This is a genomic window from Streptomyces uncialis (assembly GCF_036250755.1).
In the GTDB taxonomy this organism is placed as follows: Bacteria; Actinomycetota; Actinomycetes; order Streptomycetales; family Streptomycetaceae; genus Streptomyces; species Streptomyces uncialis.
The window spans coordinates 6,508,046-6,526,630 of record NZ_CP109583.1 but is presented as its reverse complement, the minus strand read 5'-3'; the positions used below and the strand labels follow the sequence as shown (position 1 = coordinate 6,526,630).

The 18,585-nt window shown below is 72.8% G+C and carries 14 protein-coding genes; 7 read left to right on the top strand and 7 right to left on the bottom strand.

Going from position 1 to position 18,585, the window contains the following annotated elements; genetic code table 11:
• Positions 1 to 88: 88 nt before the first annotated feature.
• The 3 genes from OG711_RS27230 to ppdK all read right to left on the bottom strand — a co-directional run bounded on the left by OG711_RS27230 (position 89) and on the right by ppdK (position 5,343).
• Positions 89 to 1,024, bottom strand: coding sequence for an oxidoreductase (locus OG711_RS27230; RefSeq protein ID WP_266515233.1), 936 nt, complete (start codon positions 1,022 to 1,024; stop codon positions 89 to 91).
• A gap of 180 nt (positions 1,025 to 1,204) precedes the next feature.
• Entirely contained in the window at positions 1,205 to 2,188 is a 984-nt protein-coding gene (locus tag OG711_RS27225; protein WP_073793589.1) for an ArsR/SmtB family transcription factor, read from the bottom strand.
• A gap of 428 nt (positions 2,189 to 2,616) precedes the next feature.
• The gene (ppdK, locus tag OG711_RS27220; RefSeq protein ID WP_073793590.1) at positions 2,617 to 5,343 is read right to left on the bottom strand and encodes a pyruvate, phosphate dikinase; all 2,727 of its coding nucleotides are present in this window, start codon (positions 5,341 to 5,343) and stop codon (positions 2,617 to 2,619) included.
• A gap of 538 nt (positions 5,344 to 5,881) precedes the next feature.
• Between ppdK and OG711_RS27215 the strand changes: the two genes are divergently transcribed.
• On the top strand, positions 5,882 to 6,739 hold the full coding sequence (locus OG711_RS27215; protein ID WP_329561022.1) for an SMI1/KNR4 family protein: 858 nt from the start codon (positions 5,882 to 5,884) through the stop codon (positions 6,737 to 6,739).
• A gap of 611 nt (positions 6,740 to 7,350) precedes the next feature.
• Here OG711_RS27215 and OG711_RS27210 read toward each other — a convergent pair.
• On the bottom strand, positions 7,351 to 8,550 hold the full coding sequence (locus OG711_RS27210; RefSeq protein WP_266515238.1) for an ROK family protein: 1,200 nt from the start codon (positions 8,548 to 8,550) through the stop codon (positions 7,351 to 7,353).
• 420 nt (positions 8,551 to 8,970) lie between these two features.
• Between OG711_RS27210 and OG711_RS27205 the strand changes: the two genes are divergently transcribed.
• Entirely contained in the window at positions 8,971 to 10,473 is a 1,503-nt protein-coding gene (locus OG711_RS27205) for an MGH1-like glycoside hydrolase domain-containing protein (RefSeq protein WP_329564071.1), read from the top strand.
• Complete coding sequence (locus OG711_RS27200; RefSeq protein WP_329561020.1) at positions 10,466 to 12,421, top strand: amylo-alpha-1,6-glucosidase; 1,956 nt, start codon at positions 10,466 to 10,468, stop codon at positions 12,419 to 12,421. Before OG711_RS27205 ends, OG711_RS27200 begins: the two co-directional genes overlap by 8 nt.
• Positions 12,422 to 12,629: 208 nt before the next feature.
• Here the strand turns inward: OG711_RS27200 and dusB are convergent, their stop codons facing one another.
• On the bottom strand, positions 12,630 to 13,700 hold the full coding sequence (gene dusB / locus OG711_RS27195) for a tRNA dihydrouridine synthase DusB (protein WP_329564069.1): 1,071 nt from the start codon (positions 13,698 to 13,700) through the stop codon (positions 12,630 to 12,632).
• 270 nt (positions 13,701 to 13,970) lie between these two features.
• Between dusB and OG711_RS27190 the strand changes: the two genes are divergently transcribed.
• Positions 13,971 to 15,455, top strand: a complete 1,485-nt coding sequence (locus OG711_RS27190) for an MFS transporter (protein ID WP_329561018.1) — start codon at positions 13,971 to 13,973, stop codon at positions 15,453 to 15,455.
• A gap of 159 nt (positions 15,456 to 15,614) precedes the next feature.
• On the top strand, positions 15,615 to 16,718 hold the full coding sequence (locus tag OG711_RS27185) for a serine hydrolase domain-containing protein (protein ID WP_329561015.1): 1,104 nt from the start codon (positions 15,615 to 15,617) through the stop codon (positions 16,716 to 16,718).
• A gap of 231 nt (positions 16,719 to 16,949) precedes the next feature.
• On the opposite strand, the gene OG711_RS27180 is transcribed toward OG711_RS27185, so the two are convergent.
• Entirely contained in the window at positions 16,950 to 17,084 is a 135-nt protein-coding gene (locus tag OG711_RS27180) for a hypothetical protein (protein WP_329561013.1), read from the bottom strand.
• A 26-nt stretch (positions 17,085 to 17,110) separates the two neighbouring features.
• Complete coding sequence (locus OG711_RS27175) at positions 17,111 to 17,404, bottom strand: hypothetical protein (RefSeq protein ID WP_073793596.1); 294 nt, start codon at positions 17,402 to 17,404, stop codon at positions 17,111 to 17,113.
• Positions 17,405 to 17,523: 119 nt separating this feature from the next.
• Here OG711_RS27175 and OG711_RS27170 point away from each other — a divergent pair, with 119 nt between their 5' ends.
• Together OG711_RS27170 and OG711_RS27165 are read left to right on the top strand one after the other, a co-directional pair.
• Entirely contained in the window at positions 17,524 to 18,378 is an 855-nt protein-coding gene (locus OG711_RS27170; RefSeq protein ID WP_329561010.1) for a helix-turn-helix domain-containing protein, read from the top strand.
• Positions 18,348 to 18,569 (top strand): DUF397 domain-containing protein, encoded by a 222-nt coding sequence (locus OG711_RS27165; protein ID WP_329561008.1) that lies wholly within the window; start codon positions 18,348 to 18,350, stop codon positions 18,567 to 18,569. The genes OG711_RS27170 and OG711_RS27165 overlap by 31 nt, the downstream gene beginning before the upstream one ends.
• Positions 18,570 to 18,585: the final 16 nt, after the last annotated feature.

Genomic DNA, 18,585 nt, shown 5'->3' with positions numbered 1-18,585 from the left:
TGGCGAGTTCATGACGTATCCATGTCCGGGTCACGGCTTCCGGACGACCGGAGGCGGCGGGCGGCCGGCGGGCCGGGGGCCGTCCGGCTCAGAGCGTGTCCAGCTCCCCGTACGTGACACCGGTCAGGGCCTCGGAGGCCGCCCACAGCCGGGTGGAGACCCGGTCGTCGGTGGTCCAGCTCGCGCGCCAGGACGGGGCGGGGGCGCCGCGCCAGCCGAGGAACCGGGGGCCGGTGAAGGAGTCCGGGGCGACGCCGGGGGCGGTGGCCGCGTACAGGGTGGGCAGGGCGCCGGCCTCGGGGCCCTGGGCGATGATCCGGTTGCCCAGCTCGATGACGCGTTCGGCGGTCCTGCGGCCCTCCATCCGGACCCCGGCCGTCTGGAGGTTGGTGCGGGCGTACCCCGGGTGCGCCGCCGCGGCGACCGTGTCGGCACCGGCCGCGGCGAGCCTCGCGGCCAGCTCGTGGACGAAGAGGAGGTTGGCGGTCTTGGAGCGCGCGTAGGCGATCCAGCGGCGGTATCCGCGTTCGCTGTTGAGGTCGTGGATGTCGATGTTGGACAGCGCGTGCACCCCGCTGGACACACTGACGATCCGCGCGCCGGGCGTGGCGAGGAGGGTGGGCAGGAGTTCCCCGGTGAGGGCGAAGTGCCCGAGGTGGTTGACCCCGAACTGCGTCTCGAAACCGTCGGAGGTGAGGCGGTGCGGCAGTGCCATCACCCCGGCGTTGTTGATGAGCAGGTCGAGCCGGTCATGGTCGCGTGCCCAGGTCCGTGCGAACTCCCGCACGGAGGCCAGCGAACCGAGGTCCAGGGGGGCGAACTCCGCCTCCGCGCCGGGCACTTCGGCCAGCACCCGGTCCCGGGCCGCGGTGCCGCGCTCCTCGCTGCGGCAGGCGAGGACGACCCGGGCGCCCCGGCGGGCGAGCGCGCGGGCGGCGCAGTAGCCGATCCCGCTGTTGGCTCCGGTCACCACGGCCGTCCGGCCGCTCTGGTCGGGGATGTCGTACTCGCTCCAGCGGCTCATGGCGCATGCTCCTCGCGAGGTGTCGGCGCGTCGTCCCCGCACCCTTTCATGGTCCACCGGCGCGGCGGGTCACGCTCCCGCAAGCCCATGGGCACGGCGTACGCGGCCGGGTCCGGCCGCGCTCCCGGGCGCGGAGCCCGCACGCCCGGCGCGCGGGCTCCCGGGGCGCCCCCCGGGTGCTCAGGCGCCCCGCAGCAGGGAGATCCCGAGGCCGGTCACGGTGTGCAGCACGCTGGGGCCGGCCCGGACCGTGGTGACCAGTCCCGCCTCGCGCAGGATCGTGGCGTGCTGGCTCGCGGACGCCGGGGAGATCCCGGCGCGCAGCGCCAGCTCCCCGGTGGTGCAGCCCGCGCCGATGGCGGCGAGGACCCCGGACCGGGTGCGGCCGAGCAGCCGTTCCAGGGCGTGCCGTCCCTCGTACAGGGTGCGGGTGGCGGTGACGGTGCGTGCCGGGTAGACGACGACCGGCGGGAGTTCGGGGTCGATGAGGGTGACGGGGCGGCGGCTGCAGAAGTAGGACGGGACGAGCACCAGGCCGCGGCCGCCCAGATGGAGGTCGTGCGCGACCGGGTAGTCGGCGGTGAGGACGGGCGGTTCCCAGCGCAGCACGGGCCGCAGTCCGGCTAGCAGCCCTTCGGTGCCGCCGTCGAGCAGGTCCCGCCCGGAGCGGGCCCGGTCGGCCTCGACGGCGGCGCGGACGGCGGCCCAGTGGGGGGCGACGGCGGCGGCGTGGTACGTCCGCAGCGCGCAGTCGAGCCGGCGCAGGGCGTCGCGGTCCCCGTCGCTCAGGGCGGTGAGGCGGCGGGGCGGGTCGGGGAGCATGCCGATGTCGCGGCGCAGCAGGGTACGGGGGGTGGCGAGGATCTGGTCGAGTCCGCCGCCGAGGTCGTCGCCGGGGCTGTCCATGAGGGCGGTGGGGGTGAGGAAGTCGGGGAAGTTGCCGCGGCGCGGTATGAGCGTCCCGAGCAGGGAGAACGCGTCCCGGCCGCGGACCGGGTCGGCCATCAGCCGGCGGCGGGCGGCGCCCCGCCAGGTGTCGAGGGCGGTGGGTGACCAGCGGTCCCGGAGCCGGTGCACGCTGAGCACGGTCTCCCACAGCGGGTGGGGGCGTTCGACGACCCGGACCCGCGCGAGGTCGTCCCGCGTGAAGTGGATGCGCAGCACCGTGTCCCCGATCCCCTGACCTCTGCTTTTCGGCCTGTGCCGAAAGGGCTCGCGGGAGGGGTCCACGCGCCTTCAGCATGGTGCCAGTCCGGCGCCCGGGGCGGAACGGGGACCACTGTCCCCGTCGGAACGGATTCAGGTTCCCGGAGGAGACCCGGGGGATGCGACTCCTCCCCAAGGCGCCGCGCGTTCCCGTGCGGGCGCCGGACGAACGCCGAAGAGGCGGCACCCCCGCACAGGGGTGCCGCCCCTTTTCTCCCGGACGCCCGGTGCCGCCGCCGCGTCGGCGAGGGTGAGGGACCGGCGGCGGTCACGGGCTCGGGTTCCGCGGGGCCACCGGAACACGCGTACCGGTGGCCGTGCAGGAGACAAACGACGTGCAGGGACGGGGGCCGTACCTCACCGGACGGGCGCCCCGCCCACCCGGGTCAGCGGTGGTCGCTGCCCTTCGACTGGCCCGCGCTGGCGGCCCGGCCGGCCTCCAGCCGGGCGACCGGGATGCGGAACGGGGAGCAGGAGACGTAGTCCAGTCCCACCTCGTGGAAGAAGTGGACGGACTCGGGGTCGCCGCCGTGCTCGCCGCAGACACCGAGCTTGAGGTCGGGGCGGGTGGCCCGGCCGGCCTCCGCCGCGGCCCGGACGAGCGCGCCGACGCCGTCCTTGTCGATGGTCTCGAACGGGGACACCCCGAAGATGCCCTTCTCCAGGTACGCGGTGAAGAAGCTGGCCTCCACGTCGTCGCGGGAGAAGCCCCACACGGTCTGGGTGAGGTCGTTGGTGCCGAACGAGAAGAACTCGGCGGCCTCGGCGATCTGTCCGGCGGTGAGCGCGGCGCGCGGCAGCTCGATCATGGTGCCGAGCGAGAGCTTGAGGTCGAGCCCGGCGGCGCGCTGCACCTCGTCGATGACCTGTTCGGCCTCGTCGCGGACGATCTCCAGTTCCTGGACGGTGCCCACCAGCGGGATCATGATCTCGGCGCGCGGGTCGCCCTTGGCGTCGCGGCGTTCGGCGGCGGCCTCCGCGATGGCCCGTACCTGCATGGCGAACAGACCGGGGATGACGAGGCCGAGGCGGACCCCGCGCAGTCCCAGCATCGGGTTCTGCTCATGGAGGCGGTGGACGGCCTGGAGGAGACGCAGATCGTTCTCGTTGGCGTCCTTGCGGGACTCGGCGAGCGCGACACGTACGGAGAGTTCCGTGATGTCGGGCAGGAACTCGTGCAGCGGCGGGTCGAGGAGCCGGACGGTGACGGGCAGTCCGTCCATGGCCTCGAACAGTTCCACGAAGTCGCGCTTCTGGAGCGGCAGCAGCCGGTCGAGGGCCTGCTCGCGCTCCTCGTCGGTGTCGGCGAGGATCAGCCGCTCGACGTACTCGCGGCGCTCACCGAGGAACATGTGCTCGGTGCGGCACAGTCCGATGCCCTGGGCGCCGAAGCGGCGGGCGCGCAGCGCGTCCTCGGCGTTGTCGGCGTTGGCACGGACCCGCAGCCGCCGGACGCGGTCGGCGTAGGCCATGACGCGGTGCACGGCGGCGACGAGTTCGTCGGCGTCGTCGGCGCCCGCGTGCATCCGTCCCTCGAAGTACTCCACGACGGGCGACGGGACGACGGGCACCTCACCGAGGTACACCTTGCCGGTGGACCCGTCGATGGAGACGACGTCGCCCTCCTCGATCACGATCCCGCCGGGCGCGGTCATCCGCCGCCGCTTGGTGTCGACCTCCAGTTCCTCGGCGCCGCACACACAGGTCTTGCCCATGCCGCGGGCGACGACGGCGGCGTGCGAGGTCTTGCCGCCGCGGGAGGTGAGGATGCCCTCGGCGGCGATCATGCCGTCCAGGTCGTCGGGGTTGGTCTCCCGGCGGATGAGGATGACCTTCTCGCCGGACCGGGACCACTTGATGGCGGTGTACGAGTCGAAGACGGCCTTGCCGACGGCGGCGCCCGGTGAGGCGGCGATGCCGCGGCCGATCTTGTCGACCTTGGCGTCCTCGTCGAACTTGGGGAACATCAGCTGCGCGAGCTGGGCCCCGGTGACCCGCTGGAGGGCCTCGGCCTCGTCGATGAGGCCCTGGTCGACGAGCTGGGTGGCGATCCGGAAGGCGGCGCCGGCGGTCCGCTTGCCGACCCGGGTCTGGAGCATCCACAGCTGTCCGCGCTCGATGGTGAACTCGATGTCGCAGAGGTCCTTGTAGTGGTTCTCCAGCGTCTCCATGATCTGCATCAGCTGGTCGTACGACACCTTGTCGAGCTGTTCGAGATCGGCGAGCGCCACGGTGTTGCGGATTCCGGCGACGACGTCCTCGCCCTGGGCGTTGCTGAGGTAGTCGCCGTAGACGCCCTGCTGGCCGCTGGCGGGGTCCCGGGTGAAGGCGACGCCGGTGCCGGAGTCGGGCCCGAGGTTGCCGAAGACCATGGAGCAGATGTTGACGGCGGTGCCGAGGTCGTGGGGGATGCGTTCCTGGCGGCGGTAGAGCTTGGCCCGGTCGCCGTTCCACGATTCGAAGACGGCCTTGACGGCGAGGTCCATCTGTTCGCGGGGGTCCTGGGGGAAGTCCCGTCCGGCCTCGGTGCGGACGGTCTTCTTGAACCCCTTGACGAGCTTCTTCAGGTCGGCGGCGTCCAGGTCGGTGTCGACGGTGACGCCCTTGGCGGCCTTGGCCTCCTCCAGGGCGTCCTCGAAGAGTTCGCCGTCGACCCCGAGGACGGTCTTGCCGAACATCTGGATGAGGCGGCGGTAGGAGTCCCAGGCGAAGCGCTCGTCGCCGGCCTGCCGGGCGAGCCCTTCGACGGAGGCGTCGGACAGTCCGATGTTGAGGACGGTGTCCATCATGCCGGGCATGGAGAACTTGGCGCCGGAGCGCACCGACACCAGCAGCGGGTCGTCGTGCTGGCCGAGCCGCTTGCCCATGCGCTGTTCGAGGGTTTCCAGATGAGCGGATACCTCGTCACGGAGTGCCGCAGGTTCCTCGCCGCTGTCCAGGTAGACCTTGCAGGCGTCGGTCGTGATGGTGAAACCGGGCGGCACGGGCAGCCCGAGGTTGGTCATCTCGGCGAGGTTCGCACCCTTCCCGCCGAGCAGATCCTTGAGGTCCTTGTTTCCCTCGGTGAAGTCATAAACGAACTTCACTACCTGAGGACCTTTGTTCTTCGACATGGGACTCGACTCCTCAAGGATCGGCTGGCTGCCCTGACGGCGAGGAACATACCCAGATCAAAGGCTTATGGGTACGTCCACCTGCCTGTCGTACGACCGCAACCACTCGTCCGCCAGCAGATCGAAACCGGCAGCGGAGTGACACCCGCACCCCTGATGCGTTCACCTCTTGAACCCAAGCACACCGGAACATGACCCACTCCGCTCACCTGAGCGGATTCCCCTACATTTGATTTCGGGCAGTAAAAAAGAACGGGGTGACACTCAGTGCCACCCCTTGGAGAAGTGCATCCGCTGATCGATCGCTCATCAGAGCGGCACCACCCTCAAAGGTGGCGCGAATCACGCCCCGCCCGCCCCGCCGAATCCCACGATCCGGACAGTCCCCGTGCGCGGGGATTCCCGGTGCCGGGCGGGTCCGGTGCCGGGGTATCGGGTGCCGTACGGCATGCCAAGTGGCCTCGCACCGGCTCCGCCGCGCGTCCGCGAGGCCGTGGAACTCCGGGACGATGTCAGTGGGGGGTGGTTGGCTGCCGTCATGGACCTACGACAACTGCTGTGGTCGGTGGGCAACCTCACGTGGCCGGACTCCACCGAGCTGATATGCGGCGAGTCGGCACATCCGGCAGGGCATGTGTGCGTACCCGTCCCGGAAGGGACACCGCTGGACGACCTCGTGGAGCAACTCGCCAACTGGTACGGGGAGCCGCTCACCGAGGACAGCGAGCTGCCGCCGTCGCTGCCTGCCGTCGCACCAGGCGGCTGGAGGTATGCCTGGCCGTCCGGTGGACGATGGGTCGCGCTGGGCGACGCCCAGGCCACCGACCCCGCCCGGCTCCTCCTGGTCGTCGCCCACCGGCCTGTACCGGCCCCCGGCGGGACGTCCGCCGACGAGCCCTGGCCGGACCGGCTGGTCACCCTCACCGGCTGGATCCCGAGGGCCTACGAGGTCGACTGGGCGTCGGTCGAGTCCCGGCTGGGAAACCGCCTGCCCAGCGACTACAAGCGTCTCGTCGAGGTCTTCGGCCGCGGCCAGTTCGACGGCTTCTTCCAGATCCTGATGCCCGAGGAGGTCATCTCGTACGCCGAGACCAACAAGAAGCTCGGCCAGGACCCCTGGGAGCCACACCCGCCCTTCCCTGCATCCGGCGGAATACTCACCTGGGCGGGCAACGAGCACGAGCAGTCGTTCTACTGGGTCACCGAAGACCCCGACCCCGACCGGTGGACCGTGTACGTCACGGATGTCGGCCCCGACCCCGGAACCCGGTTCGACTGCACCGCGACGGAGTTCCTCCACCGCCAGCTCGCCGGCCCACGCCACCCCTTCTCCCACCCGGCCGCCATCCGCGCCCACTGGTTCCAGGCATGCAGCTCCCCGGACGACCTTTCCTGATCACCGGAGGCGCCCCCGATGCCGCCCTTCAGGTGCGGAACGCCCCTCCTCGCGCACTCGCCCGGCTACGGGAGGGGGTGGGCGGGAATCTCTGCCCGCAGACTCCGACGCCATCAGTGCGGCCACTGAACGTCCGTACCGAGCGCGTTGGAGCGAGGACGGAGAATCCCGACCGGCACCGACCCGAAAAACCAGCCGGACGCGCCCCAAAGGGGCGCGGGGAACTGCGCAAGAACGAGGGCGACCCGCACCCGAAGAACACCGAACCGGGGCAGCATCCAGGGGCGCGGGGAACTGCGCGAAACCCACGAACGACGGCACAGGAACGAAGTACGCCCGGCACAGAAGACCCAGGGGCGCGGGGAACCGCGCAAGAACGAGGGCGGACCCGCACCCGAAGGGCAACGGTCAAGGGCAGCACCTCAGGGGCGCGGGGAACTGCGCACCCACCGAGCGACGGCACAGGAACAAGTACACCCACCCGGACAGACCTAGGAAGCGCGAGCGAAGGCGACCCGCACAGGAACGAAGTACGCCCACCCGGACGAACCCGGGCCCGCCGGCGCCGGGCGGGAGCCGAGGGGTGGGTGGGCGGGAGAGAAACCCACCCCCTACACGCCCAGCGCGGACAACCGCTCCTCCACCCGCTCCGCCCCGTACAACTCCTCCACCACCATCGCCCCCGCCCCCACCAGCCCCGCCCGCTCCCCGAGCCGCGCCGTGACCACCTCCAGCCGGGCGGTGGACCGCGGCAGCGCCCGCTGGTACAGCAACTCCCGTACGCCCGTGAGGAACGCCGTCCCCGCGAGGTCACCGGCGATCATCAGCACCCCGGGGTTCAGCAGGGTGACCACCGTCGCCAGTACCTCCCCGACCGCCCGCCCGGCCTCCCGGGCCAGCCGCACCGCCTCGGGATGCCCCGCGGCGAGCAGCGCCCCCACGTCCGACCCGGACGCGGCGGGCACCCCGAGGTCCGTGAGCCGCCGCGCCAGCGCCCGCCCGCTGGCGACCGCCGCGAGACAGCCGTAGGACCCGCACTTGCACAGCGCGTCCGCGCCGGCCGGTACCCGGACGTGCCCGATGTCCCCGGCCCCGCCGTCGATCCCCCGGTACACCGACCCGTCCACTATCACCCCGGCCCCGATCCCGGTCGACACCTTGACCAGCGCGAACGCGGAGCATCCGGGGAAGGACGCGCGCTGTTCCCCGTACGCCATGAGGTTGGCGTCGTTGTCGACCAGGACGGGTACGTCCCCGGTGCCCGTCCTGGCGGTGAAGGCGTGGCACAGCCGTCCCCGGATGTCGTGGCCGTCCCAGCCGGGCATGATGGGCGGCTGGACGACCCGCCCGGTCGCGGTGTCGACGGGCCCGGGGACGGCGAGCCCTATCCCGCACACCCGCGCGGGGTCCCGGCCCGCGCGGTCCAGCAACCCGGCGAACCAGCCGCCGAGTTCGCCGAGCACGGACTCGGGGCCGTCCTCGACCCGCAGCGGCCCGGTGTGTTCGGCGAGCGGTGTCCCGTCGAGGGTGAGGACGGCGGCGCGGGCGTGCCGGGTGCCGAGGTCGGCGGCGAGCACCACCGCGTGGACGGTGTCGAACTCCAGCCGCGCCGACGGGCGTCCGCCGAGAGGTGAGCCGACCGGTCCGGCCACGCCCTCCCGCAGCCAGCCCGCCCGGAAGAGCCGGTCGAGCCGCAGTCCCACGGTCGCCCGTGACAGCCCGGTGGCCTCCTGGAGCGCCCCACGGGTGGTGGCCCGTCCGCTGCGCACCAACTGAAGCAGGTCCCCCGATGTCGTCCGCTGCCCGCCCATGCGTACCCCCTTGCGTCGACCGATCGCACGTTACATATTGAGTTCTGCGTACCGAACAGACATAACCCGGCGGCGCGCACAGCGGAACTGACGCACCGCCACCCAGCCGCACCCACGGTCACGGTCACAGCCCCCGCCACGCACACCCCCGCACCCCGGCTCCCGCCCACCGGCACCGCACCCGCACCCGCACCCCCACCCGCACCCAGACTCACGCCCGACGCCACGCGCTCAGCCGCACCCGCGCCCCAAGCTCACGCCCGACGCCGCACCCACCCTCACGCCCACGACCCGTCCCCGAAACCACGGCCCGGGGAGACCCGCGTGTATCGCACCACCCAGCATCCACCGTCCGCCCCGCCGCCCGGTCCCGCGCCCCCCGGTTCCCCCGAGGCCGGTTCCCCCGAGGCCGGTCCCCCGGTGCCGGGGAGCCTCGCCGAGCGTGCCGCTCGGGTCCTCGACGCCAACTGGACGGGCACGTCGACCGTGCCGTCCCGCGCGCTGTACCCGCACCAGTGGTCCTGGGACTCCGCGTTCGTCGCGATCGGGCTGCGTCATGTGTCGCCGCTGCGGGCCCAGACCGAGCTGGAGACGCTGATGCGCGCCCAGTGGGCGGACGGCCGGGTGCCGCACATCGTGTTCAACCCCGGGGTCCCGTCCGGCGCGTACTTCCCGGGCCCGGACTTCTGGCGGTCGGGGAGCGCGGGCCGGGCGGCGGGCGCCCCGCGCGCGGTGGCGACCTCCGGCCTGGTGCAGCCCCCGGTGCACGCGCTCGCCGTGTGGCTGACACACCTCGCGGACCCGGCGCTGTCCCGCGCGCGGGGCTTCCTGGCGCGGCTGCGGCCGGGGCTCGCGGCCTGGCACCGCTATCTGCTGGGCCGCCGGGACGCGGGCGGCGGCGGGCTGGCCGCCGTGGTGCACCCCTGGGAGCAGGGGATGGACAACAGCCCGTGCTGGGACGCCCCGCTGGCCCGGGTGGAGCCCGCGCCGCCGGGCTCGTTCCACCGGGCGGACCTGGCCCACGGCGCGGCCGGGGACCGGCCGACGGATCTGGACTACCGGCGCTACGTACGGCTGGCCACCGGCTACCGGGACAGCGGGTACGCCGACTCCCCGGCGGTGTTCGGGGAGTTCGCCGTGGAGGACCCGGCGTTCAACGCGCTGCTGATCCTGTCCGAGCACGCGCTCGCCCGGATCACCGCCGAACTGCGCGGCGACGGGTCCGCCCGGGAGGCGCGCGCCGAGCGGCTGACCGCCGCGCTGGTGCGGCGGCTGTGGGACCCGGAGCGGGAGATGTTCCTCTGCCGGGACCTGCGCACGGACTCTCTCGTCCCGGAGCGCGGGGCGGCGGGCCTGGTGCCGCTGGCGCTGCCCGCGCTGCCGCGCCCGGTGGTGGCCGCGCTGCTGCGCACGCTGCGGGGACCGCACTTCGGCCTGGGCGGCGCCGCCCGGCTGGTCCCGAGCTACGACCTGACGGGCGCCGCGTTCGATCCGCGCCGCTACTGGCGGGGTCCGGCGTGGTTCAACGTCAACTGGCTGCTGGAGCGCGGGCTGCGGCTGCACGGCGAGCGCACGGCGGCGGACGCACTGCGTTCCGCGCTGCTGGCGACGGCCGGCGAGTCCGGGTTCGCGGAGTACGTGGACCCCCGTTCCGGTGAGGCGCGCGGTGCCCGGGACTTCTCGTGGACGGCGGCGCTGGCCCTGGACCTGGCCGTCACCGGCACCTCGCCGGACGTCAAGGACCCGGCAACGTGCGCGAACGGCCCGGGCCACACGGGTACAACAGGCAGGACGAGCACGACGAGCGCGACGAGTACGGACAACATGGACAGCGCGGGCAGGATGAACGGCGCGGACAGCGCGGGCGGCACGGACGACGGGCGCGGGGCGAGGGAATCGAAGTGGGAGGCCGACGATGAGTGAGCGGCGTCATGTGCTGGTGCACGGCGGGACCTTCGCCGCCGTCGGCTCCGGCGGGGACATCACCGGGGTACGGACGGGCGGCGATTCACCGGACGGGCTGTTCGTCCGGGACGCCCGTCATCTGAGCCGCTGGCAGCTCACCGTGGACGGCGCCGTCCCGGACACGCTGTCCCCGGTGGGTCCCGGGGACACGGCGCGCTGCGTCCTGGTGCCGCGCGGCGGCCGTCAGGAGCCGCCGTCCTGCACGGTCATCCGGGAGCAGGGCATCGGCGAGCACGGGCTCGTGGAGTCGCTGCGGGTGGTGAGCAACCGTTCGGTGCCGACGACGGTACGGCTGGGGCTGACGGTGGACGCCGACTTCACCGACCCGTTCGAGCTGCGCCGGGACCACCGGACGTACGCGAAGACCGGTACGGTCCGCACCCGCGAGGCCCAGGACGGCGGGGTGATGTTCGGCTACCGCCGTGGCGAATGGTTTTCCCGCACGGAGATCACGGCCGATCCCGCCCCGGACGCCGTCGAGGAGACGGGTACCGGGGCGCGGCGGCTGGTGTGGGCGCTGGAGCTGGCGCCGCACGCGGAGACGGAGGTACGGCTGCGGGTGACCGCCCATCCGCACGGGGAGGTCTCGGTGCCCCGGGTGCCGGACTCCCCGGCGCAGGCGGCGGGCGACCTCGACGCGCTGCGCGAGGAGCTGGCGGCCCAGTGCACGGCCGTCCCGGACACCGGCTGGCCGGAGCTGACGGAGGCGTGCGCGCGGGGCCTCGCGGATCTGGCGGTGCTGCGGGTGCGGGCTGCCGGTCCGGACGGCGAGGAGCTGCGGGTCCCGGCGGCGGGCATCCCCTGGTTCCCGGCGCTGCTCGGCCGGGACGCCCTGCTGACCTCGCTGTTCCTGCTGCCGCATCTGCCCGCCCTGGCGGCGGCGACGCTGCCCGCGCTGGCGGCGACTCAGGCGACGGAACGGGAGATGTCCCGGGGCGTCGTCGCCCAGCCGGGGAAGATCGTGCACGAGGTCCGGCACGGCGAGCTGGCGCACTTCGACCAGGTCCCGTACGGCCGTTACTACGGTTCGGTGGACGCGACCCCGCTGTTCCTCGTCCTCCTGGACGCGTACACGGAGTCGACCGGTGACCGTTCCCTGGCCCGGCGGCTGGAGCCGCAGGCGCGGGCCGCGATGGCGTGGATGCTGGAGCACGGCGGGCTGAGCACGTACGGCTATCTCGTCTACCACGCGGACGAGGGCGGGCTGGCCAACCAGAACTGGAAGGACTCCCCCGGCGCGATCTGCCGCGCGGACGGGACCCGTCCGACGGGTCCGGTGGTCGCGGCGGGCGCCCAGGGCTACGCGTACGACGCGCTGCGCCGCACCGCGTTCCTGGCCCGCACGGTGTGGGACGACGACGACTACGCGGAGCTGCTGATGCGGGTGGCGGCGGATCTGCGGGACCGGTTCCAGCGGGACTTCTGGATGGCGGGCCACGCGTTCCCGGCGCTGGCGCTGGACGGCGACGGGCGCCCGCTGGACGCGCTGGCGTCCGACGCGGGGCATCTGCTGTGGTCGGGGCTGCTCGACAAGGAGTACGGGGTGGTGGTCGGGCGGCGGCTGCTGGAGCCGGACTTCTTCTCGGGGTGGGGGGTGCGGACGCTGGCCGCCGGACAGCCCGCCTATCACCCGCTGTCGTACCACCGGGGTTCGGTGTGGCCGCACGACAACGCCCTGATCGCCCTGGGCCTGGCCCGCTACGGGCTGCACGACGAGGCCCGGACGGTGGCGCGCGGGGTGCTGGCCGCCGCGCGGGCCGGGGGCGGCCGGCTGCCGGAAGTACTGGCGGGCTACTCCCGCGAGACCCACCCGGAGCCCGTCCCGTACCCGCACGCGTGCGTCCGGGAGTCCCGTTCGGCGGCGGCACCCTTCGCCTTGCTGACGGCCATAGGGGGCGGTCTGTAGGCCCCGGCGGGGCAGTCCGCAGAGCCCCTGGCGGGACGGTCGGCGGCCCTCGCGTCAACGGCGTGAGGTCCCCGAACGGGTGAGTCGCCGGGCTCCGGGCCCAGGTGTGCCGGACCCGCCCCGTGCCGAACGGGCGACTGACCGGACGGGACGGGCCGGGGCCGACCACCGACGACCGTACGGACTCGACCGCACCGGCCGTACGGGCTCAGCCGCCGGAGGTGTCCAGCTCCGCTTCCTCGCTGACGCCCGCGCAGTCGTACGGGTCCTTCAGCCAGCCGTCGGGGAGGACGACGCGGTTGTTGCCGGAGGTGCGGCCCCGGGGGCCGTCCGCGCCGAGCGGCCAGTCCTGGGCGAGGTCCAGCTCCGCGAGGCCCTCCGACAGTTGTGCGAGCGACGAGCTGATCGCCAGGCGCTTGCGCATCTCGGAGCCGACCGCGAAGCCCTTGAGGTACCAGGCGACGTGCTTGCGGAAGTCGATGACGCCCCGCGCCTCGTCGCCCAGCCACTCCCCCAGCAGGGTCGCGTGCCGGACCATCACGGCGGCCACCCGTTCCAGCGAGGGCGCGGCCGGTTCGCCGGTGCCCTCGAAGGCGGCGACGAGGTCGGCGAAGAGCCAGGGACGGCCCAGGCAGCCCCGGCCGACGACCACGCCGTCGCAGCCGGTCTCGCGGACCATCCGCAGGGCGTCGGCGGCGGACCAGATGTCGCCGTTGCCGAGGACGGGGATCTCCGGGACATGGTCCTTGAGCCGCGCGATCGCGTCCCAGTCGGCCGTGCCGCCGTAGTGCTGGGCGGCGGTCCTGCCGTGCAGGGCGATCGCGGTGACGCCCTCCTCGACGGCGATCCGGCCCGCGTCGAGGTACGTGATGTGGTCGTCGTCGATGCCCTTGCGCATCTTCATGGTGACGGGGAGGTCCCCGGCGCCGGTCACGGCCTCGCGCAGGATCGCCCGCAGCAGGTGCCGCTTGTACGGGAGCGCCGAGCCGCCGCCCTTGCGGGTGACCTTCGGGACGGGGCAGCCGAAGTTCAGGTCGATGTGATCGGCGAGCCCCTCGTCCGCGATCATCCGGACGGCCTTGCCGACGGTCGCCGGGTCGACCCCGTACAGCTGGAGGGAACGGGGCGTCTCGCTGGCGTCGAAGCGGATGAGCTGCATGGTCTTGTCGTTGCGCTCGACCAGCGCCCGGGTGGTGATCATCTCGCTGACGAAGAGCCCCTTCCCGCCGCTGAACTCCCGGCACAGGGTGCGGAAGGGCGCGTTGGTGATGCCCGCCATGGGGGCGAGCACCACGGGCGGGACCACCGGGTACGGACCGATCGCCAGCCCGCCCCCGGACGGCAGGGCGGCCGGGGCGGGGCCGGGGCCGGGGGGACCGGCGGGCACACGCACGGCGGCGCTCGCGGGTGGGCTCGCGGGGGCGGGGAAGTCAGCTGCGGAAGTCATCGCGGGTTCGGCCATCGACGGGGACGGGGACACGGGCATCCGACCATTGTCCCGCACGGCGCGCCTCACCTCAAGGTCGTTAGTTAGACGTACTATTAATGAATGCGGGAATCGACCCCCAAGCGGCTGGGCGCACCGGCGAACACGCAGGTCAACCCCCGGCTCGTGCTGGCGATCTGCTGTATGAGCCTGCTGATCGTCAGCCTCGACACCACCATCCTGAACGTCGCCCTGCCGACCCTCCAGCGCGACCTCCACGCCGGCCTGTCCGACCTCCAGTGGACCATCGACGCGTACACCCTCGTCCTCGCCTCGCTGCTGATGCTCGCGGGCTCCACCGCCGACCGGATCGGCCGCCGCCGGGTCTTCGTGGCGGGTCTGGCCGTGTTCTCCGCCGGTTCCCTGCTCTGCTCGCTCGCCCCCGGCCTCGGCTGGCTCGTCGCCTTCCGGATGATCCAGGCGGTCGGCGGCTCCATGCTGAACCCGGTCGCCATGTCGATCATCACCAACACCTTCACCGACCCGCGTGAGCGGGCCCGCGCCATCGGGGTCTGGGGCGCGGTCGTCGGGATCTCGATGGCGGCGGGCCCGCTGGTCGGCGGACTGCTCGTGGACACCGTCGGCTGGCGGTCGATCTTCTGGATCAACGTCCCGGTCGGGATCGCCGCGCTGCTGCTCACCCTGCGGTTCGTCCCCGAGTCCCGGGCGCCCCGGCCCCGCCGGCCCGACCCCGTCGGACAGCTGCTGGTGATCGCGCTGCTCGGCTCGCTGACGTACGGGATCATCGAGGCGCCGGACGCCGGGGCGACGTCCCCGCTGATCCTGGGCTGCGCCGCCGTCGCCGTCGCCGCGCTCGTGACCCTCGTCCGCTACGAGTCGCGGCACCCGGAGCCGCTGATCGATCCGCGCTTCTTCCGCAGCGCCCCGTTCACCGGGGCGACCGTGATCGCGGTGTGCGCGTTCGCCGCGCTCGGCGGCTTCCTGTTCCTGAGCACCCTGTACCTCCAGGAGGTGCGCGAGCTGTCCGCGCTGCGCGCCGGACTGTGGATGCTGCCCATGGCCGCCATGGCGTTCCTGTGCTCCCCGCTGTCCGGACGGCTGCTGGGGGTGAAGGGACCGCGTCCGCCGCTGGTGATCGCCGGGGTCGCGATCGCCACCACGGGCGTGCTGTTCGCCGCGTTCGCCGTCGAGACCTCGGACCTCGGGCTGCTCCTCGGGTACACGCTGTTCGGCCTGGGCTTCGGCTTCGTCAACGCGCCCATCACCAACACCGCCGTCTCCGGGATGCCCGACGCGCAGGCCGGGGTCGCCGCCGCGATCGCCTCCACCAGCCGCCAGACCGGCACCACCCTCGGGGTCGCGGTCATCGGCTCGGTGCTGGCGACCGGGGTGAGCGCCGCCGCGTACCGGACGGAGTTCGTCGACGCCGCGCGGCCCGCGTGGTGGATCATCGCGGGCTGCGGCACGGTCGTCCTGGTCCTGGGCCTGCTGACCACGGGCCGCTGGGCCGAACGCACGGCCCGCCGCACCGCCCGCGGACTGGCGGATCCGGCCCCCGCCCTCCGGGACGGGAACAGCCATGGGTGAGCGGCGGACCCGGCGGTCGGCGTGATCCCGCCGCCCGGACACCGATGAGTTCCGGACCCGCCTAAGGTCTCCCCTCAGACAGGCCCGTCGGCGCGGCGGGCCCGGGGAGCACGCCGTCACCGGACGCGCCCCGTACGGCACGAAAGGCGGGACGGCACGATGGCCGATCTTCAGCGGGAACTCCAGGACACCGTCGACCAGCTCGTCGCGAGCGGCGCCGAACGCGGGGTGCAGGCCGCCGTGTACGCGGACGGTTCGCTGGTCGCGGAGGCCGTCGCCGGTACCGCCGACCCGGCCACCGGACGCGAGGTGACCCCGTCGACCCCGTTCTACAACTGGTCCATCGGCAAGGGCGCCACCTCCGCCATAGCCCATCTCCTGGTGGACCGCGGCGTGTTCGGCTACGACACCCCCGTCGCGGAGCTGTGGCCCGAGTTCGCCGCCCACGGCAAGGAGAAGGTGACCGTACGGCACGTCCTCGCGCACACGGCGGGCGTCCCGGGCATCCCGCTCGACACCACCGTGGAACAGGTCTGCGACTGGGACCACATGTGCGCGGCCCTCGCGGACGCCGAGCTCTGGTGGGAGCCCGGCACCAAACTCGGCTACCACGCCTACACGTTCGGCTACCTGATCGGGGAGATCGTCCGCCGCGCCACGGGCCGCACCATCTCGCAGGTGCTGCGCGACGACGTCACCGGGCCGCTGGGCATCGCCGACGAACTGTACTTCGGCATGCCCGAGCAGGAGCACCACCGGCTCGCGGTCCTGGAGGACGTCCCCTCCGACTTCGACATGAGCATGCTCCCGCCGGAGACGCCCATGCTGAAGGCGGGCCCCTTGTGGACGTTCCCGAACGCCGCGCTCGGCAACCGCGCCGACGTCCTCGCCGCCGACATCCCCGCGGGCGGCAAGACCTCCGCCCGCGCGATCGCCCGGATGTACGCGGCGATGCTCGGTGACGTGGACGGCTTCCGGCTGATCACCCCGGAACGGCTGCGCGAGGTGACCGAGGTGGCGTCCAGCGGCCCCGACGAGGTGTTCGGCATGCCCAGCACCTTGGGCCTCGGCTACAGCCTCGGCGCCCCGGGCGCCGAGCCCGACCCGCGCACGACCGTCTTCGGCATGGGCGGGATGGGCGGCAGCTGGGCGGGCGCCGACACCGCGACAGGCGTCACGTTCGCGGTCACCAAGAACCGCCTCGGCCCGGACTTCGAAGCGGCGACGGCGATCATCGCCCTGGTGCGGCGGCACACGGCCTGACCCCCGCCGGTCCGGATGAGCGGGCACGCACCGCGCCCACTCATCCGCCGCCGCCCGTACGGCAGTCACAGGGGGACTGCCGTACGGGGTCCCGGGCCGGGTCGTAGCCGCCGGTGCCCCGGCATCGGCGGCACTCACGCTCGCGCGGCGGGCCGGACATCGACCCGTCCGAGACCCGCCCGCGCGCGTGACAGAAGGGACAGGGACGGCCACCGGCCGCGTCCGGGGCCTTCACGGCAGGTACCAGTGGGGCTTGAGGTAGGCGCTCATGATGACGAGGAAACTGATCGCGTAGATCGCGAACGGGACGAGGGCGTCGAGGTTGCGCGCGACCGCCTGCCGCAGCGAACGGCTCCGCCGGGGCACACGCCGTTTCCGATGCCGGTGCCGCCTCACGCCTCCCCCGCCTCCGTCTCGCGGCGCGTGACGGTGCCGGGGACGACGACGGCCGTGAGCCGCCCGCCCCGTACCCGCTGGAGGACGTCCTTCAACTGATCCACGAGCCGGGCCGCTTCCCGCTCGCTGAGCATGAGCCCCGTTCCGGCGGGGACGGGGGTGTCGCCCTGGACCACCGTCAGCGGCAGGAACACCATGTCCGGGGCATCGCCCTTGATGACCCGGTGGATCGGTTCCCCGGGCGCCCGGTTGATGGTGATGCCGGTGGGGGTGATCGGTTGCGCGCTCATCGTGCGGCAAGCCCTTTCGTAGCCGTGCGTAGCGGTTCAGCTACGAGTGTCGGTGGCCGCGGGTACGCTCGACAGGGGTCGGCCGTAGCCGAAAAAGCCGCTGCAACAAGGGGGTTGCGATGCCCGCACATGTGTCCGGCCGGGATGGACGGGCCTCGGCCAAGAGAGTCCTCGCCGAAGAACTGTCACGCCTGCGAACGGTGTCGGGCCGGAGTCTCGCGGCGCTCTCGGACCTGACGACGTACGACCGCGCCTACTTGCACAAGCTGGAGACGGGCAAGAGCAGCGGCACCCCGGAGGCATTGGCCGCGCTGGACGCGGTCTACGGGACCGGGCGTCACCTCCAGGATCTGTGGGAGCTGGTGCAACACGACCTCCACCCCGACAAGTACAAGCGCTTCATGGAGCGCGAGCGCCAGGCGACCGTCCGGTACCAGTACGCGTTCAGCACCCTTCCCGGACTCCTCCAGACCGAGGGATACATGCGGGAACTCGTACAGACACACCGCCCACACACCGAAGAGGCTCGCGAGAACGTGGTGACCGCCAGGCTGGCCCGACAGGCAATGGTGCGAGGGAACGACCCGCAGCACTACCGGGTGATCATGGATGAATCAGTGCTGCGCAGAGCCACCAAGGACAAGCGTGTCTGGCACGAGCAGATGGCGGCCTTGTGCGACGCGGCAGCGGCGCCCAACATCCAGCTTCACGTGTTGCCGTTCTCAGCCGGGCTACACGGTCTCCTGGGCGAGTCACTGACCCTTCTGTGGCTGCAATCCGGCAGGTTCGTCGCCTATCTGGAGGGCAATCGGACCGCCGACCTGATCGAGGCACCGGACCAGGTCGAGCAACTGCACCTGACCTACGATCTGCTGCGGGACTCCGCACTGCCACCCGCCGAGTCCGCTCAGTTCCTCAAGGACTTGATGGAGGGCAGTACGACGTGCGAGCAACCCGACAGGCCCCACCCGTAGCCCTCGACTGGCGCAAGTCCAGCTACAGCAACGCTGAGGGTGGCGACTGCCTGGAAGTGGCCAGCGGCGTACCGGACGCCGTCCCCATACGGGACAGCAAGCGGCCCGACGGACCGATACTCCTCGTCCAGGCCCCGGCCTGGACGGCGTTCATCGGAGCGGTCCGGACGAGGGACACGCTCGGCGGCTGAGGGAAATGAGGACCAG

Excerpts from the sequence above, each read along its gene's own strand:
- OG711_RS27230 (WP_266515233.1), bottom strand. The coding sequence starts at position 1,024 with ATGAGCCGCTGGAGCGAGTACGACATCCCCGACCAGAGCGGCCGGACG.
- OG711_RS27170 (WP_329561010.1), top strand. The coding sequence starts at position 17,524 with ATGCCCGCACATGTGTCCGGCCGGGATGGACGGGCCTCGGCCAAGAGA.
- OG711_RS27190 (WP_329561018.1), top strand. The coding sequence starts at position 13,971 with ATGCGGGAATCGACCCCCAAGCGGCTGGGCGCACCGGCGAACACGCAG.
- OG711_RS27175 (WP_073793596.1), bottom strand. The coding sequence starts at position 17,404 with ATGAGCGCGCAACCGATCACCCCCACCGGCATCACCATCAACCGGGCG.
- OG711_RS27185 (WP_329561015.1), top strand. The coding sequence starts at position 15,615 with ATGGCCGATCTTCAGCGGGAACTCCAGGACACCGTCGACCAGCTCGTC.
- ppdK (WP_073793590.1), bottom strand. The coding sequence starts at position 5,343 with ATGTCGAAGAACAAAGGTCCTCAGGTAGTGAAGTTCGTTTATGACTTC.
- OG711_RS27215 (WP_329561022.1), top strand. The coding sequence starts at position 5,882 with ATGGACCTACGACAACTGCTGTGGTCGGTGGGCAACCTCACGTGGCCG.
- OG711_RS27200 (WP_329561020.1), top strand. The coding sequence starts at position 10,466 with ATGAGTGAGCGGCGTCATGTGCTGGTGCACGGCGGGACCTTCGCCGCC.
- dusB (WP_329564069.1), bottom strand. The coding sequence starts at position 13,700 with ATGGCGGGCATCACCAACGCGCCCTTCCGCACCCTGTGCCGGGAGTTC.
- OG711_RS27210 (WP_266515238.1), bottom strand. The coding sequence starts at position 8,550 with ATGGGCGGGCAGCGGACGACATCGGGGGACCTGCTTCAGTTGGTGCGC.